Here is a 15,284-nt window from a genome sequence, read left to right as displayed (position 1 = left end):
AAACATGTCATCGTTGCAAATTCTGCAAGGCACGTTTCGCCTGAGCGATACGCGCGTGCTCGATCTCGCCAGTCTGACCCTGCACAAGGGCGAAAGCTGGGCGTTTGTTGGCGCTAACGGCAGTGGTAAATCGTCGCTGGCACGCGCGCTGGCGGGCGATCTGACGCTGCTAAAAGGCGAGCGGCGCTGTGATTTCTCGCGCATTAACCTGCTCTCCTTCGAGCGGCTGCAAAAGCTGGTGAGCGACGAATGGCAGCGCAACAATACCGACCTGCTTAGCCCGGGCGAGGAGGATACCGGGCGTACGACAGCGCAGATTATTCAGGAGGACGTAAAAGACGATGCGCGCTGTCGCGAACTGGCCGCGCAGTTCGGCATCGAGCCGCTGCTGGCGCGCCGCTTTAAATACCTCTCTACCGGCGAAACGCGCAAAACGCTGCTTTGCCAGGCGCTGATGGCACAGCCCGACCTGCTGATTTTCGATGAACCGTTCGACGGCCTGGACGTGGGTTCGCGCGAACAGCTGGGCCGCCTGCTCGGCACGCTTAATGATCAAGGCTACACGATCGTGCTGATCCTCAACCGCTTTGATGAGATCCCAGGCTTCGTGCAAAACGTCGGCGTGCTGGCGGAATGCACGCTCATGGATACCGGCCCGAAAGCGACGCTGCTGGAGCAGGCTCTTATCGCCCAACTTGCCCACAGCGAAAAACTTGCAGGCATCAGCCTGCCGGAAGCGGACGATCCGGCGGCGCGCCATACGCTTTCTGCCGACGAGCCGCGTATTGTGCTGCGAAACGGCACCGTCTCTTATGACGATAAGCCTATTCTCAACAACCTGAGCTGGACCGTAAGCCCCGGCGAGCACTGGCAGATCCTCGGCCCTAACGGCGCGGGAAAATCGACGCTGCTGAGCCTTATTACTGGCGATCATCCCCAGGGTTACAGCAATGATTTAACGCTGTTCGGCAGACGACGCGGCAGCGGCGAAACCATCTGGGATATTAAAAAGCATATCGGCTACGTCAGCAGCAGCCTGCATCTGGATTATCGCGTCAGCACCACCGTACGCAATGTGATTCTTTCTGGCTACTTTGACTCTATCGGCATCTATCAGGCGGTTTCTGACCGCCAGCAGAAGCTGACCCGCCAGTGGCTCGATATTCTCGGCATCGATAACGCCACTGCCGACGCCCCCTTTCATAGCCTCTCCTGGGGCCAGCAGCGGCTGGCGCTGATTGCTCGCGCGCTGGTCAAACACCCGACGTTGTTGATTCTCGATGAGCCGTTGCAGGGTCTCGACCCACTCAATCGCCAGCTGGTGCGCCGCTTTGTCGACATTCTGATTGGCGAGGGCGAGACGCAGCTTTTGTTTGTTTCTCATCATGCCGAAGATGCGCCGCAGTGCATTACTCACCGGCTGACTTTTGTGCCTGAGGGGGACAGCTATCGCTACCAGAGCGAGGAATTAGACGCGTAACGCACGGGAGCCAAAGGCTCCCGTTTTCTTTTGTCGGCTATTTTCAGACAACCCGCAGCCTCTCATCTGCAACGTCCTGTTTTATAATGCTCAACGCGCACTTTTTACAGGCGCGCAACTGCGGTGTAAACGATTTCACTAATTTATCGCATATCACACTTTTCGCCTCTCTGTTATGCTATGGTTAATAGATAACACAAGCCTAATGGAGCGAAAAATGCGTGTTCTGGTAACAGGTGGTAGCGGTTACATTGGCAGCCATACCTGCGTGCAATTACTGCAGAGCGGCCACGACGTGATTATTCTTGATAACCTTTGCAACAGTAAGCGCAGCGTGCTGCCGGTTATCGAACGTCTGGGCGGCAAACATCCGCTGTTTATTGACGGCGACATTCGCAACGAAGCGCTGCTTACCGAAATTTTTCACGACCATCAAATCGACGCGGTGATCCATTTCGCGGGCCTGAAGGCGGTCGGCGAATCGGTCAGCAAGCCGCTTGAGTATTACGATAACAACGTCAACGGCACCCTGCGCCTGGTCTCCGCCATGCGCGCCGCTAACGTTACTAATTTTATCTTTAGCTCCTCCGCCACCGTTTATGGCGATCAGCCGAAAATCCCTTACGTGGAGAGTTTCCCCATTCAGAAAGCGAACCCGGAATGGAGCGTTGCGTTGTTTATATCGCGCAAGTGGCGGTAGGCCGCCGCGAATCGCTGGCTGTTTTCGGCAATGACTACCCGACGAAAGATGGCACCGGCGTGCGCGATTACATTCACGTTATGGACCTGGCGGATGGTCACGTCGCCGCCATGCAGAAGCTTGCCGGTAAACCGGGCGTACACGTCTATAACCTCGGCGCGGGCGTCGGCCACAGCGTGCTGGATGTGGTAAACGCGTTCAGCCAGGCGTGCGGCAAGCCAGTCGCTTACCACTTTGCGCCGCGTCGCGACGGCGACCTGCCAGCCTACTGGGCGGACGCCAGCAAAGCGGATACTGAGCTGGACTGGCGCGTGACCCGTTCGCTTCAGGAAATGGCGGATGACACCTGGCGCTGGCAGTCTCGTCACCCGCAGGGCTACGAGGAGTAAAAGAAAAATGGAACAGTTTAACCCTGTCGATCACCCGCATCGTCGTTATAACCCGCTGACCGGCCAGTGGATCCTGGTCTCTCCGCATCGCGCCAAACGTCCGTGGCAGGGCGCGCAGGAGACCCCGGCGAAACAGACGCTGCCAAAACATGACCCGGACTGCTATCTCTGCCCCGGCAACACCCGCGTGACTGGCGATAAAAACCCGGACTACACCAGCACCTATGTGTTTACCAACGACTTCGCCGCGCTGATGACCGACACGCCGGACGCGCCGCAGAGCGCCGATCCGCTGCTGCGCGTCGAGAGCGCTCGCGGCACCAGCCGTGTTATCTGTTTCTCGCCCGATCACAGCAAAACGCTGCCTGAGCTTTCGCTATCTGCGCTGGAAGAAGTGGTGAAAACCTGGCAGCAACAAACTGCCGAACTGGGTGAAACCTACCCGTGGCGCGGGAAGACGCCTTACAGCGCGACTACTTCGCGCAGCAAGGCTCGCCGATGCTGGTGGATTATGTACAGCGCGAACTCGCCGACGGCAGCCGCACGGTGGTGGAAACCAAGCACTGGCTCGCCGTGGTGCCTTACTGGGCGGCCTGGCCCTTTGAGACCCTGCTGCTGCCCAAAACCCATGTGCTGCGTATTACCGATCTCAGCGAAGCCCAACGCAGCGATTTAAATAACAATGAGTCTGAAAGAGAAAACCGCATCCCTGTTTGCTGAAAAATTCGGCTACCCTGCCACCCATCTCGTTCAGGCGCCAGGACGCGTTAACCTGATTGGCGAACACACCGACTATAATGACGGCTTCGTGTTGCCCTGCGCCATTGACTACCAGACGGTTATCAGTTGCGCGAAGCGCGACGATCGCACCGTGCGCGTTATCGCTGCGGATTACGAAAACCAGACGGATGAGTTCTCCCTCGACGCGCCGATTCTGAGCCATGAGAGCCAGCAGTGGTCTAACTACGTTCGCGGCGTGGTGAAGCATTTACAAAAGCGCGACAGTAACTTTTAAAAAAGATCACGCGTTGCTTATCGACTGCCGCTCCCTCGGCACCAAAGCGGTGCCTATGCCAAAAGGCGTGGCTGTGGTTATTATTAACAGTAACTTCAAGCGCACGCTGGTGGGCAGCGAGTACAACACCCGCCGCGAGCAGTGCGAAACCGGCGCCCGCTTCTTTACGCAAAAGGCGCTGCGAGACGTAAGCCTCGAGCAGTTTAACGCCGTGGCGAATGAACTGGATCCGGTGGTGGCTAAGCGTGTTCGTCATGTGCTGACGGAGAATGCCCGTACCCAGGAGGCTGCGCAGGCGCTGGAAAAAGGCGACCTCAAGCGCATGGGCCAACTGATGGCGGAATCGCACGCCTCCATGCGCGACGACTTTGAGATAACCGTGCCGCAAATCGATACGCTGGTGGACATTGTGAAATCCGCCATTGGCGACGAAGGCGGCGTGCGGATGACCGGCGGCGGCTTCGGCGGCTGCGTGGTCGCGCTGGTGCCTGAGTCGCTGGTGCCTGCGGTGAAAGAGGCCGTAGAAAACCAGTACGAAGCGAAAACCGGAATTAAAGAAACCTTTTATGTGTGCAAACCTTCAGAAGGAGCAGGTCTGTGCTAAAAGAGACGCCGCAACTCGCCCCTGACGGGCAGCCTTACCGCCTCTCCACCCTGCGCAACAGCGCAGGGATGGTGGTCACGCTCATGGACTGGGGCGCCACGCTGCTTTCCGCCCGCGTCCCGATGACCGACGGCACCGTGCGCGAAACGCTGCTGGGCTGCGCAAGCCCGGAAAATTATCCGCAACAGGATGCGTTTTTAGGCGCATCGGTAGGCCGCTACGCCAACCGTATTGCGAAAGCGACCTATCAACTGGACGGGCAGACCGTCACCCTGCTGCCAAGCCAGGGTGAAAACCAGCTGCACGGCGGGCCGGAAGGGTTCGACAAGCGACGCTGGCGTATTGTTCGCCAGAACGAGCATGAAGTGCTCTACAGCCTCGATTCGCCGGACGGCGACCAGGGCTTTCCTGGCGAACTGCGCGCTACCGCTCATTTCAGGCTGACGGATGAGAACGCGCTTTGCATTGAATACCGCGCTAAGGTTGATAAACCCTGCCCGGTTAACCTTACCAACCACGCTTATTTCAACCTGGACGGCGCGCAGGATGACGTACGTGAGCACCGCCTGCAGCTTTTTGCCGACCACTATCTGCCGGTGGATGCCCAGGGTATTCCTCATAGCGGGCTGAAAGCGGTGGCAGGCACCAGCTTTGATTTTCGCCAGCCGAAGAAGATAGCCGCCGATTTCCTGGCGGATGAAGATCAGAAGCTGGTAAAAGGCTACGATCACGCCTTTTTGCTCCAGGCTCAGGGCGACGCCAGCGAGCCTGCCGCGCAGGTCTGGTCCAGCGACAACAAACTGCAGATGACGGTGTATACCACCGCCCCTGCCCTGCAGGTCTATACCGGCAATTTCCTGACCGGCGTGCCGGCTCGCGAGCAGGGTGAATATCAACCCTATCAGGGGCTGGCGCTGGAAAGCGAATTCTTGCCCGACAGCCCGAACCATCCGGAATGGCCGCAGCCGAGCCCTGTTCTGAAGCCCGGCGAAGATTATCTGAGCGTCACGGAATACCACTTCCTGCCGCTATAAGACGCAAGCCCTCGACAGAGGGCTTTTTTTCACCAGATTGCTGATAAACGCGCCATTTCGCTGTAAAAATCTAACCCCCGCTTCACAACCGCCTTACACTGCGCCGCTATTTTCGCTATGTTAAAGGTTTAGCGTTGCCGCTGGCTTCACCACGGCAATATAATGATAACTGTTATCATTCAATCAGGCTTATGAAGGAGTAATACTATGGCTGTTACTAAGCTGGTTCTGGTTCGTCACGGTGAAAGCCAGTGGAACAACGAAAACCGCTTTACCGGTTGGTACGATGTCGACCTGTCTGAAAAAGGCGTGAGCGAAGCGAAAGCTGCGGGCAAGCTGCTGAAAGACGAAGGCTACAGCTTTGACTTTGCTTATACCTCCGTGCTGAAACGTGCCATCCATACGCTGTGGAACATCCTGGACGGGCTGGATCAGGCCTGGCTGCCGGTTGAAAAATCCTGGAAACTGAACGAGCGCCACTATGGCGCGCTGCAGGGCCTGAACAAAGCGGAAACCGCTGAGAAATATGGCGACGAGCAGGTTAAACAGTGGCGTCGCGGCTTCGCGGTCACCCCGCCGGCGCTGACCAAAGACGATGAGCGTTTCCCGGGCCACGACCCGCGCTATGCGAAACTGAGCGAGCAGGAGCTGCCGCTGACTGAAAGCCTGGCGCTGACCATCGATCGCGTCATTCCTTACTGGAACGAATCCATTCTGCCGCGCCTGAAAAGCGGCGAGCGCGTGATTATCGCCGCTCACGGCAACTCCCTGCGTGCGCTGGTGAAATACCTGGATAACATGAGCGAAGAAGAGATCCTCGAACTGAACATCCCGACCGGCGTGCCGCTGGTTTATGAGTTCGATGAGAACTTTAAGCCGATTAAACACTACTACCTGGGCAACGCGGATGAAATCGCAGCGAAAGCCGCGGCCGTAGCGAACCAGGGTAAAGCGAAGTAATCGCTCTGCGAAATGAGAAAAGGCGTGGTGAAAACCACGCCTTTTTTATTGGCCGCTGACGGAACGGGGTACGGCCGCCCCGCCAAACAGCATTAACCGCGACGCGCTTTAACGGCTGCGGCGAGCTGGCGCAGAATGGCATCGGTGTCTTCCCAGCCGATGCAGGCGTCGGTCACGCTTTTGCCGTAAACCAGCGGTTCACCGCTCTCAAGACTCTGGTTGCCTTCCACCAGATGGCTTTCAATCATCACGCCGATAATCGCTTTCTCGCCTTTCGCTATCTGCTGGCAGACGTCCGCGCCCACATCCATTTGCTTTTTGAACTGCTTGCTGGAATTGGCGTGGCTAAAATCAATCATCACCTGCGGCGCGAGACCTGCCTTAGTCAGCCCCTCTTTCACTTGCGCGACGTGAGCTGCGCTGTAATTCGGCTCTTTGCCGCCGCGCAGAATAATATGGCAGTCGCTGTTGCCGCTGGTGTTGACGATAGCGGAATGGCCCCACTTGGTCACAGAAAGGAAACAGTGCGGCGCGCCCGCTGCGTTAATGGCGTCAATCGCGACTTTGATAGTGCCATCGGTGCCGTTCTTGAAGCCCACCGGACAAGAGAGGCCGGACGCCAGCTCGCGGTGCACCTGAGATTCCGTCGTACGCGCGCCAATTGCGCCCCAGCTCATCAGGTCCGCCATATATTGCGGCGTGATCATATCGAGGAACTCACCTGCCGCAGGCAGACCAGTATCGTTGATATCCAAAAGCAGCTTACGGGCGATGCGCAGGCCGTCGTTGATCTGGAAGCTATTATCCATGTGCGGGTCGTTAATAAGGCCTTTCCAGCCTACCGTGGTGCGTGGCTTTTCAAAGTAAACGCGCATCACCACTTCCAGTTCGCCTTGCAACTCTTGACGCAGCTTCAGCAGACGAGAAGCATATTCTTTCGCCGCGATCGGATCGTGAATAGAGCAGGGTCCAATTACCACCAGCAGGCGGTCGTCATTGCCGCGCAAAATCTTGTGGATGGCCTGACGGGCATGCGAAACCGTCTGCGCCGCTTTTGCTGTCGCCGGAAATTTTTCTAACAGGGCGACCGGTGGGAGTAATTCGTTGATGGCTTTAATGCGTAAGTCGTCATTCTGATAATTCATGTTCGTTCCAGTGGGGCTCTACATTTTTATAAAGTTGCAATCCCCTCAATCTATCTCGTCACGCCTGAAGTGTAAACGCGCTTTTACACTTCGACAGGAAAATTCCTGGAAATGAGTGATTACTCGCCAAAGAGTAGCGAAAAACGAGATCGCGTCTACACTTTTTAACTGTTAACACTCTGTTTTTGCTTTATTTCCCGATCACGTTCTGCTTTACGAGGCGGAAGTGGTTTTTTCAACCACCTTATGGGTGCTGAGCAAACAAACCTGTCTCAGTGCACTGTTGGAAGCGATGTCCAACAACAACGATCAGAACAGGAGTATGACATGAATAAATTAGCCTCATTAATCCTGACTACGACACTTACTCTGGCTAGCGGCGCGGCACTGGCAGCATCAGGCGGTGCAGGCGGCGCTGGTGCTTCTTCTGCAGGTGGCGGTAACGGCCAGTCTAATCAGGCTGCTGATGCCGGCCAGGTCGCGCCGGGCGCGAAAGAAAACCTTGCTCCCAATGGTGTGAATAACAACAACATCAATTCTGGCAGCGGTACTACCGGCACGACCGGTTCTGGCACAGGAACGAGTTCCGGCGCGATGGGCTCGGGCACAGGAACCAGCTCCAGCAGCAACACGAATTCAGGCTCCACCGGTACGCTTTCCGGCGATGGCATGACTACCGATGAAGTCCATAAAAACAGCATGTGTAAAGACGGTCGCTGCCCGGACGTGAACAAGAAAGTTGAAACCGGCAGCGGTAATAACAACGACGTCAACACCAAAACCGACGGTACGACTCACTAAACTGTCGGGCTATAGCAAGTCAATAGTTAATAAAGGAGAGCTTATGCTCTCCTTTATCTTTTCGGATTTTTAAACTGCTCTGCCGCGTTATAGACTGGCTAGCGACTTTTCGAACTGAAAATTATAACAACTGATTTGAGGCTTATTTGCTATGGCGCATTCACACTCCCATGCTCCCCAGTCACAGGATGCTAACGCCCGACGGCTTTTCATCGCCTTTGCCATTACCGCCGCTTTTATGGTGCTCGAGGTTGTCGGCGGCTTGCTTTCTGGCTCGCTGGCGCTGCTGGCGGACGCCGGCCATATGTTGACGGACGCCGCAGCCCTGCTGGTCGCACTGCTGGCGGTCCAGTTTTCGCGCCGTCCGCCGAACCCGCGGCATACTTTCGGCTGGCTGCGCCTGACCACCCTCGCCGCGTTTGTTAACGCGCTGGCGCTGCTGGTGATAACAGCGCTTATCGTCTGGGAAGCTATCCAGCGGTTTTACCATCCACGCCCTGTGGCAGGCGGTGCAATGCTTCTCATCGCTTTTGCCGGACTTATCGCCAACCTGGCCTCGTTCTGGATTTTGCATCGCGGCAGCGAAGAGAAAAATATGAACGTGCGTGCCGCCGCGTTGCACGTGCTGGGAGATTTGCTGGGGTCGGTTGGCGCGATAGCGGCCGCACTGATTATTCTCAGCACGGGCTGGACGCCCATCGACCCGATCCTGTCGATTCTGGTTTCGTGTCTGGTGCTGCGCAGCGCCTGGAATCTGTTAAAAGAGAGCCTCAATGAATTACTGGAGGGGGCGCCGAAAACCTTTGACGTGCGCGGCCTCAAGCGCGAACTTTCCCGGGCTATCCCGGAAGTGCGCGACGTACATCATGTTCACGTCTGGCTGGTCGGCGAGCGGCCTTTAATGACGCTGCACGTGCAGGTTATTCCCCCGCACGATCATGATGCCCTGCTTAGCCGCATTCACCATTTTCTTTCCCACAAGTACCAGGTAGAACACGCTACGGTACAAATGGAATACCAGCCATGTAGCGGCGCAGATTGCCATCTCAATGAACCGCAGGCGGCGCATTCGCACCACCACGGTCATCAGCATTAATGCGCCAGCGCCCGGGAGCCCTGCTCACGGGCGCTTTTGATCCACATACGGCTACCGTTAAGGGCAATGAAAGTCAGCAACAGGTATTCGAGCGACATGGCATAGACGCCCTGGCGTGCGAAAATCACCACGCTGATAACATTAATGATGACCCACAGCAGCCAGTTCTCGACATATTTGCGGGTCATCAGGATCATCGCCACGATGGAGAGCACCATCATGCAGGAATCCCAAAACGGGAAAGCATCCGGCGCAAGCGCAGGCATGGTCACATTTAGCCCCATCCCCTGCATTATTGTCACCGCCACCCGCGTGAGAAAAGCAAATACCGGGTCAATCCAGACTGTCATCAGGCCAATGGCGAGAACGCATCCTGCAAGCCAGCCCATCGCTTTTGGCATGGGTAACCACCGTATGCGTAGCGCCGCTTCGTGGTCATTCGTCTGGCGCGACCAGGCGTACCAGCCGTAAATATTGGCGGCGAAGAAGAAGAGTTGCAGCAGCAAACTGGCGTAAAGCTGGATCTGGAAAAAGATGATTGCAAAGAGCGTTACGTTAACTAAACCAAACGCATAGTTGCTGATTTTCTCAAGGCTTGCCAGCCAGATGCACAGGAGCCCGGCGAGCGTGCCGACCGCTTCTATCCAGGACAGATTGTAACCGCCGGTGCCGAGCGGGATGTGAACGAGAATGTTATTAACGCTAAAAAAATCCATATTTTCCCCTGAGCGTAAACCGCTTTTGCGTTGTCCGGCCTGTCTGGCGTAGGCGACAGGCCCTTGATTTAAAAACCAACCTAACCCCGAAGTGTAGCGGCAAAATCCAGCATGCGGTTAAGCGGCAGCAACGCGCCCTCACGCAGTTTCGCATCAACATGAATTTCATGCATCGCCCCGCCCTGCTCCAGGCCTTCGGCAATGGCTTTTAGCCCGTTCATCGCCATCCATGGACAATGAGCGCAGCTGCGACAGGTAGCCCCTTCGCCCGCAGTCGGCGCTTCCAGCAGCTCTTTTTCCGGCACGGCCTGCTGCATTTTGTAAAAAATACCGCGATCGGTCGCTACGATAAGCTGCTTATGCGGCAAGGTTCTGGCAGCATTGATAAGCTGACTGGTCGAACCGACAGCATCCGCCATTTCCACTACCGCCTGCGGCGATTCGGGGTGCACCAGCACGGCGGCATCGGGGTAGAGCGCTTTCATTCGCGCCAGCGCCTGGGTTTTAAATTCGTCATGCACAATACAGGCGCCCTGCCAGCACAAGACGTCGGCGCCGGTTTGCTTTTGCACGTAGCTGCCAAGGTGCCTGTCTGGCGCCCAGATAATTTTTTCACCAAGGCTGTCGAGATGCTCGATCAACTCAACGGCAATGCTTGATGTTACAACCCAGTCCGCGCGTGCTTTAACCGCAGCGGAAGTGTTAGCGTAAACCACCACGGTGCGATCCGGATGCGCGTCGCAGAAGGCGCTAAATTCGTCAATCGGGCAGCCTAAATCGAGGGAACATTCCGCCTGCAACGTCGGCATCAGGATGGTTTTTTCGGGGCTGAGGATTTTGGCGGTTTCCCCCATAAAGCGAACCCCGGCGACCAGCAGCGTGCTGGCCGGATGTTTTGCGCCAAAACGGGCCATTTCCAGCGAGTCGGAAATACAGCCGCCCGTTTCTTCAGCCAGCGCCTGAATCTCGGGATCGGTGTAATAATGTGCCACCATCACCGCGTCTCGCGCTTTAAGTAAACGCTTTATTTTTTCACGATAAAAGGCTTTCTCGTCAAGGCTCAGGGGCGCGGGCTTCGGCGGGAAGGGGTAAATAGCGGATTGCGGATCAAACATCACACTCATCATACTGTCTCGTTTTGCTGACTTAACAAGATTGCCCTCATATAGCTCGCGCAGGCAAAGATAAGTCGATCGTGTTTTATATACTAAACAAGATAGCGGATTGACGACCAAAAGTCACAATAAATAAGCGGCTGTGGTTTGGCAGGCAGCGTTTCACTTAGGCCCCATATAATGCAGGACTGACAGGCAAACCAGCCGGACAAACGCTGCGCTAATAGTTGAGTCAAAGGGAGAGCAAAATAGCGTAGAGAGCGCTTTTTACACTGGTGGGTCGTGCAGGATGACTTCGCCCTCCGGGCCATTGCCGCAAGCGGCAATGTTGCCTCGCTGAAGCTCGGCTCGAACCTGCCGCAGGTTCGAATCAGTACCGCTGCGCATAGCAAAAAGGCACCTTTAGGGCGCCTTTTTACACTGGTGGGTCGTGCAGGATGACTTCGCCCTCCGGGCCATTGCCGCAAGCGGCAATGTTGCCTCGCTAAAGCCCGGCTCGAACCTGCCGCAGGTTCGAATCATTGACAACTGCGCATAGCAAAAAGGCGCCTTTAGGGCGCCTTTTTACACTGGTGGGTCGTGCAGGATGACTTCGCCCTCCGGGCCATTGCCGCAAGCGGCAATGTTGCCTCGCTAAAGCTCGGCTCGAACCTGCGGCAGGTTCGAATCATTACCGCTGCGCATAGCAAAAAGGCGCCTTTAGGGCGCCTTTTTACACTGGTGGGTCGTGCAGGATTCGAACCTGCGACCAATTGATTAAAAGTCAACTGCTCTACCAACTGAGCTAACGACCCCTTTCGGGTTTACTGCTCGGGTTTCTTTCAGATGGTGGGTCGTGCAGGATTCGAACCTGCGACCAATTGATTAAAAGTCAACTGCTCTACCAACTGAGCTAACGACCCATTCGGGTGTTATCTGAAAGAATTGCTGCTGTACCACTCGGTGGTGGAGTGGTGGGTCGTGCAGGATTCGAACCTGCGACCAATTGATTAAAAGTCAACTGCTCTACCAACTGAGCTAACGACCCGCGTGGTGGGTGATGACGGGATCGAACCGCCGACCCCCTCCTTGTAAGGGAGGTGCTCTCCCAGCTGAGCTAATCACCCGATATTACGCTGGAAAGGTGTTTCCACCTTTAATGTGGTGGGTCGTGCAGGATGACTCGGCTTCGCCTCGTCCTTTGTGCCGTTGCTGTGCAACGTTATCCTTCACGCTCTCGCTATTCATACCACCTTAGCGAGTGGTGGGTCGTGCAGGATTCGAACCTGCGACCAATTGATTAAAAGTCAACTGCTCTACCAACTGAGCTAACGACCCACATTTTTGCCGCTACAGGCTTGTTTCATATCCCGTGGCAACGGCGGCATATATTACTGATTTAAGAATCTGACGCAACTAAAATTTCGATACAGATCACTCAACTGCTTAGTAATCATGCGGCGAGACCAGAAAACCAACGCTTACTGGTCAAGCCGCACGCATTACATAGCATTCAGACGCTTTTGCGCCTGCTTCGCGCCGTCGGTACCAGGGTATTTGGCGATAACCTGCTGATAAACCGCCTTTGCTTTCGCCGTATCGCCTTTATCCTGCATGATGACGCCGACTTTAAACATGGCGTCAGCCGCTTTCGGCGACTTCGGGTAGTTCTTCACCACTGATGCGAAGTAAAACGCCGCATCGTCTTTTTTACCCTTGTTGTAATTCAGCTGTCCCAACCAGTAGTTCGCATTAGGCTGGTAAGTGGAATCCGGGTATTGCTTGATGAAGTTCTGGAACGCAACGATAGCCTCGTCCTGCCGCGATTTATCCTGCACCAGCGCGATGGCCGCATTGTAATCGGTATTGGCATCGCCGCTCTGCACTGGCGCCGCTGCTGCCGGCGCGCTGGCTGAGCTATCCGGCGCTGCCGGAGCCTCACTATTTTGGGTGCCGCCGGCTCCCTGTGTCGCCGCCCCGCCGCTGCTCAGGCTATCAATCTGCAAAAGGATCTGCTTTTGGCGTTCGACAATCTGATTCAGCTGATATTGATTTTCCTGAATCTGACCGCGCAGGGAGTCAATATCGGACTGGTTATCGGAGAGCTGTTGCTGGAGTTGAGTTAAAAGCTGGCTGTGAGCGTTAGAGATACGCTCAAGTTGCGTGACGCGGTCTTCGACCGAGCCTGAGCCGACGCTACTGATTGGCGCCTGAGCAAAAGCGGCCCAGGGGGCCGCTATGCCAACCAGTAACGACAGACCCAACAGGTGATGTCTGAAGTTACTGCTCATGCGAGTCTCTTAGTAAACCAGTACAGCGCGACGGTTTTTAGCGTAAGCCGCTTCGTCGTGACCCAGTACTGCAGGTTTTTCTTTACCGTAAGAAACGATGGAGATCTGGTCTGCAGAAACGCCTTTACCTTGCAGGTACATCTTAACGGCGTTAGCACGACGCTCGCCCAGGGAGATGTTGTACTCCGGGGTACCGCGTTCGTCCGCATGACCTTCTACGGTCACTTTGTAAGACGGGTTGCTACGCAGGAAGTTAGCGTGCGCATCCAGCATCGCAGCGAAGTCAGAACGGATGTCATACTTATCCAGATCGAAGTAAACAATGTTGTTCTGCTGCAGCTGCTGCATCTGCAGGCGAGCCTGCTCTTCAGAAGACATGTTGCCGCCGCCGTTAGCATCCATACCAGTGCCGGCACCCAGCATGCCTTCGCCGCTCTGGTCGTTGCTTGCGTTCTTGTTGGAAGAACACGCCGCGATTGCCATAACAGGCAGAGCCAGCATCAGCCCTTTCAGCACTTTGTTCAGTTGCATTTCTTTGATTCCTTTAATAATCAATTATTTATTATCACAGATACGGCGACCAGGCCGGGAATTTAACCTGACCATCAGTTGCCGGAAGACGCGCTTTGAAACGCCCATCTGTAGAAACCAGATTCAGCACGGATCCCATCCCCTGAGAAGAGCTGTAGATAACCATAGTGCCGTTAGGTGCCAGACTTGGCGTTTCATCCAGGAACGTGGACGACAAAGTTTGTACGCCACCCGTTGCCAGATCTTGTTTAGCAATGTTCTGAGCGCCGCCGTTGGAGCTCACCATCACTAAGAATTTACCGTCGGAGCTGACATCCGCATCCTGATTCTGAGAACCTTCCCAGGTCAGACGCTGAGGCGCGCCGCCGTTGACGTTAACTTTATAAACCTGCGGACGACCTGCCTGGTCAGAGGTATAGGCCAGGGTCTGGCTGTCCGGGAACCAGGTAGGTTCGGTATTGTTGCTGCGGCCATCCGTCACCTGGCGAATCTGGCCGGAGCCGATATCCATCACGTAAAGGTTCAGGCTACCGGTTTTAGAGAGCGCGAAGGCGAGCTTGCTGCCATCCGGCGAGAAAGCCGGCGCGCCGTTGTGACGCGGGAAGGAGGCAACCTGACGCACGGCGCCGTTGGAAAGCGTCTGGATAACCAGCGCGGAACGGCCGCTTTCAAAGGTAACATAAGCAACTTTGCTGCCATCCGGAGACCAGGCCGGAGACATCAGCGGTTGCGGAGAACGATGAACCACGAACTGGTTGTAGCCATCATAGTCAGATACGCGCAGCTCATACGGGAACTGGCCGCCATTGGTCTGCACGACATAGGCGATACGGGTGCGGAACGCGCCTTTGATGCCGGTCAGCTTTTCAAAGACTTCGTCGCTTGCAGTATGACCTGCATAACGCAGCCACTGCTTGTTCACCTTATAAGAGTTTTGCGCAAGTACCGTGCCCGGCGCGCCGCCGGTATCTACCAGTTGATAAGCAACCGTGTAGCTGCCGTCACCGTTCGGGGTAACCTGGCCTACTACTACCGCGTCAATGCCCAGCGCTGACCAGGCAGCAGGCTGCACTTCCTGGGCGGAAGCGGGCTGCTGCGGCAGACGGGAACGGTCGAGCGGGTTGAATTTACCGCTGTTGCGCAGGTCGGCTGCAACAATGCCGCCAATATCTTCAGGCGCAGCGCCCGGACCTGCCCATTTAAACGGAGCGACGCCAATAGGACGCGCCGAGTCTACCCCCTGGGTAATCTCAATACGTACTTCCGCGTGCAGCACCGCTGCCCACAGCATCAAAAAACTGAATGCTAATCGTAATGCCTGCTTCATCATATCTCCCTTATCCGGACAGAAAGCCCACGATAATTTAGCAGAAGGTTAACAAACTTAATTTCAAACTACCCCACCTCTGAGACTCACCTTAGTACGAT

Annotated in this window: 11 protein-coding genes, 5 tRNA genes, 3 other RNA genes and 3 pseudogenes; 8 read left to right on the top strand and 14 right to left on the bottom strand. The window is 55.7% G+C overall.

The window, feature by feature from the left end; genetic code table 11:
- Positions 1 to 4: 4 nt before the first annotated feature.
- The 6 genes and pseudogenes from modF (at position 5) to gpmA (ending at position 6,182) form a co-directional block, all read left to right on the top strand.
- Positions 5 to 1,480, top strand: coding sequence for a molybdate ABC transporter ATP-binding protein ModF (gene modF / locus IEX01_RS02535; RefSeq protein ID WP_188723212.1), 1,476 nt, complete (start codon positions 5 to 7; stop codon positions 1,478 to 1,480).
- Between the two features lie 217 nt (positions 1,481 to 1,697).
- Positions 1,698 to 2,569: pseudogene (locus IEX01_RS02530) on the top strand (SDR family NAD(P)-dependent oxidoreductase).
- A 7-nt stretch (positions 2,570 to 2,576) separates the two neighbouring features.
- Positions 2,577 to 3,244, top strand: a pseudogene (gene galT, locus IEX01_RS02525) (galactose-1-phosphate uridylyltransferase); the annotation flags it as partial.
- Between the two features lie 7 nt (positions 3,245 to 3,251).
- Positions 3,252 to 4,188 (top strand): annotated as a pseudogene (gene galK, locus IEX01_RS02520) (galactokinase).
- On the top strand, positions 4,182 to 5,222 hold the full coding sequence (galM, locus tag IEX01_RS02515; protein WP_024555934.1) for a galactose-1-epimerase: 1,041 nt from the start codon (positions 4,182 to 4,184) through the stop codon (positions 5,220 to 5,222). Before galK ends, galM begins: the two are co-directional and overlap by 7 nt.
- Positions 5,223 to 5,429: 207 nt before the next feature.
- Positions 5,430 to 6,182, top strand: coding sequence for a 2,3-diphosphoglycerate-dependent phosphoglycerate mutase (gpmA, locus tag IEX01_RS02510; RefSeq protein ID WP_024555933.1), 753 nt, complete (start codon positions 5,430 to 5,432; stop codon positions 6,180 to 6,182).
- A gap of 92 nt (positions 6,183 to 6,274) precedes the next feature.
- On the opposite strand, the gene aroG is transcribed toward gpmA, so the two are convergent.
- Positions 6,275 to 7,327: a 3-deoxy-7-phosphoheptulonate synthase AroG gene (aroG, locus tag IEX01_RS02505; RefSeq protein WP_024560341.1), complete on the bottom strand. Its 1,053-nt coding sequence runs from the start codon at positions 7,325 to 7,327 to the stop codon at positions 6,275 to 6,277.
- Positions 7,328 to 7,654: 327 nt separating this feature from the next.
- Here aroG and IEX01_RS02500 point away from each other — a divergent pair, with 327 nt between their 5' ends.
- Positions 7,655 to 8,128, top strand: a complete 474-nt coding sequence (locus IEX01_RS02500; RefSeq protein ID WP_024555931.1) for a protein YbgS — start codon at positions 7,655 to 7,657, stop codon at positions 8,126 to 8,128.
- 151 nt (positions 8,129 to 8,279) lie between these two features.
- The gene (gene zitB / locus IEX01_RS02495) at positions 8,280 to 9,224 is read left to right on the top strand and encodes a CDF family zinc transporter ZitB (RefSeq protein ID WP_024555930.1); all 945 of its coding nucleotides are present in this window, start codon (positions 8,280 to 8,282) and stop codon (positions 9,222 to 9,224) included.
- Here the strand turns inward: zitB and pnuC are convergent.
- The 13 genes from pnuC to tolB all read right to left on the bottom strand — a co-directional run bounded on the left by pnuC (position 9,221) and on the right by tolB (position 15,183).
- On the bottom strand, positions 9,221 to 9,940 hold the full coding sequence (pnuC, locus tag IEX01_RS02490; protein WP_024555929.1) for a nicotinamide riboside transporter PnuC: 720 nt from the start codon (positions 9,938 to 9,940) through the stop codon (positions 9,221 to 9,223). The two genes, zitB and pnuC, sit on opposite strands and share 4 nt — an antisense overlap.
- A gap of 80 nt (positions 9,941 to 10,020) precedes the next feature.
- Positions 10,021 to 11,064 carry a quinolinate synthase NadA gene (gene nadA / locus IEX01_RS02485; protein WP_024555928.1) on the bottom strand — a complete coding sequence of 348 codons (1,044 nt, stop codon included), beginning with the start codon at positions 11,062 to 11,064 and terminating at the stop codon, positions 10,021 to 10,023.
- Positions 11,065 to 11,328: 264 nt separating this feature from the next.
- Positions 11,329 to 11,446: non-coding RNA, RtT sRNA (locus tag IEX01_RS02480), on the bottom strand.
- Positions 11,447 to 11,476: 30 nt separating this feature from the next.
- Positions 11,477 to 11,603: non-coding RNA, RtT sRNA (locus IEX01_RS02475), on the bottom strand.
- Between the two features lie 22 nt (positions 11,604 to 11,625).
- Positions 11,626 to 11,748, bottom strand: a non-coding RNA gene (locus IEX01_RS02470) — RtT sRNA.
- Positions 11,749 to 11,773: 25 nt separating this feature from the next.
- A tRNA-Lys gene (locus IEX01_RS02465) sits at positions 11,774 to 11,849 on the bottom strand.
- A gap of 32 nt (positions 11,850 to 11,881) precedes the next feature.
- Positions 11,882 to 11,957, bottom strand: a tRNA-Lys gene (locus tag IEX01_RS02460).
- A 49-nt stretch (positions 11,958 to 12,006) separates the two neighbouring features.
- A tRNA-Lys gene (locus IEX01_RS02455) sits at positions 12,007 to 12,082 on the bottom strand.
- A 3-nt stretch (positions 12,083 to 12,085) separates the two neighbouring features.
- A tRNA-Val gene (locus tag IEX01_RS02450) sits at positions 12,086 to 12,161 on the bottom strand.
- Positions 12,162 to 12,296: 135 nt separating this feature from the next.
- Positions 12,297 to 12,372, bottom strand: a tRNA-Lys gene (locus IEX01_RS02445).
- Between the two features lie 164 nt (positions 12,373 to 12,536).
- Complete coding sequence (gene cpoB, locus IEX01_RS02440; protein WP_048887175.1) at positions 12,537 to 13,325, bottom strand: cell division protein CpoB; 789 nt, start codon at positions 13,323 to 13,325, stop codon at positions 12,537 to 12,539.
- A 9-nt stretch (positions 13,326 to 13,334) separates the two neighbouring features.
- The gene (gene pal / locus IEX01_RS02435; protein ID WP_024552439.1) at positions 13,335 to 13,856 is read right to left on the bottom strand and encodes a peptidoglycan-associated lipoprotein Pal; all 522 of its coding nucleotides are present in this window, start codon (positions 13,854 to 13,856) and stop codon (positions 13,335 to 13,337) included.
- Positions 13,857 to 13,890: 34 nt separating this feature from the next.
- Entirely contained in the window at positions 13,891 to 15,183 is a 1,293-nt protein-coding gene (gene tolB, locus IEX01_RS02430; RefSeq protein WP_024557128.1) for a Tol-Pal system beta propeller repeat protein TolB, read from the bottom strand.
- Between the last annotated feature and the right edge of the window lie 101 nt (positions 15,184 to 15,284).

The sequence above is a fragment of the Franconibacter daqui genome (assembly GCF_014644275.1).
GTDB lineage: Bacteria > Pseudomonadota > Gammaproteobacteria > Enterobacterales > Enterobacteriaceae > Franconibacter > Franconibacter pulveris.
Note: the sequence above shows the minus strand (reverse complement) of the source record. Positions and strands in the feature narration are given on the sequence as shown.

Bases quoted from the DNA above. Each gene is read 5' to 3' on its own strand.
- IEX01_RS02500 (WP_024555931.1), top strand. From the start codon at position 7,655: ATGAATAAATTAGCCTCATTAATCCTGACTACGACACTTACTCTGGCT.
- aroG (WP_024560341.1), bottom strand. From the start codon at position 7,327: ATGAATTATCAGAATGACGACTTACGCATTAAAGCCATCAACGAATTA.
- cpoB (WP_048887175.1), bottom strand. From the start codon at position 13,325: ATGAGCAGTAACTTCAGACATCACCTGTTGGGTCTGTCGTTACTGGTT.
- zitB (WP_024555930.1), top strand. From the start codon at position 8,280: ATGGCGCATTCACACTCCCATGCTCCCCAGTCACAGGATGCTAACGCC.
- pnuC (WP_024555929.1), bottom strand. From the start codon at position 9,940: ATGGATTTTTTTAGCGTTAATAACATTCTCGTTCACATCCCGCTCGGC.
- nadA (WP_024555928.1), bottom strand. From the start codon at position 11,064: ATGAGTGTGATGTTTGATCCGCAATCCGCTATTTACCCCTTCCCGCCG.
- pal (WP_024552439.1), bottom strand. From the start codon at position 13,856: ATGCAACTGAACAAAGTGCTGAAAGGGCTGATGCTGGCTCTGCCTGTT.
- modF (WP_188723212.1), top strand. From the start codon at position 5: ATGTCATCGTTGCAAATTCTGCAAGGCACGTTTCGCCTGAGCGATACG.
- tolB (WP_024557128.1), bottom strand. From the start codon at position 15,183: ATGAAGCAGGCATTACGATTAGCATTCAGTTTTTTGATGCTGTGGGCA.
- gpmA (WP_024555933.1), top strand. From the start codon at position 5,430: ATGGCTGTTACTAAGCTGGTTCTGGTTCGTCACGGTGAAAGCCAGTGG.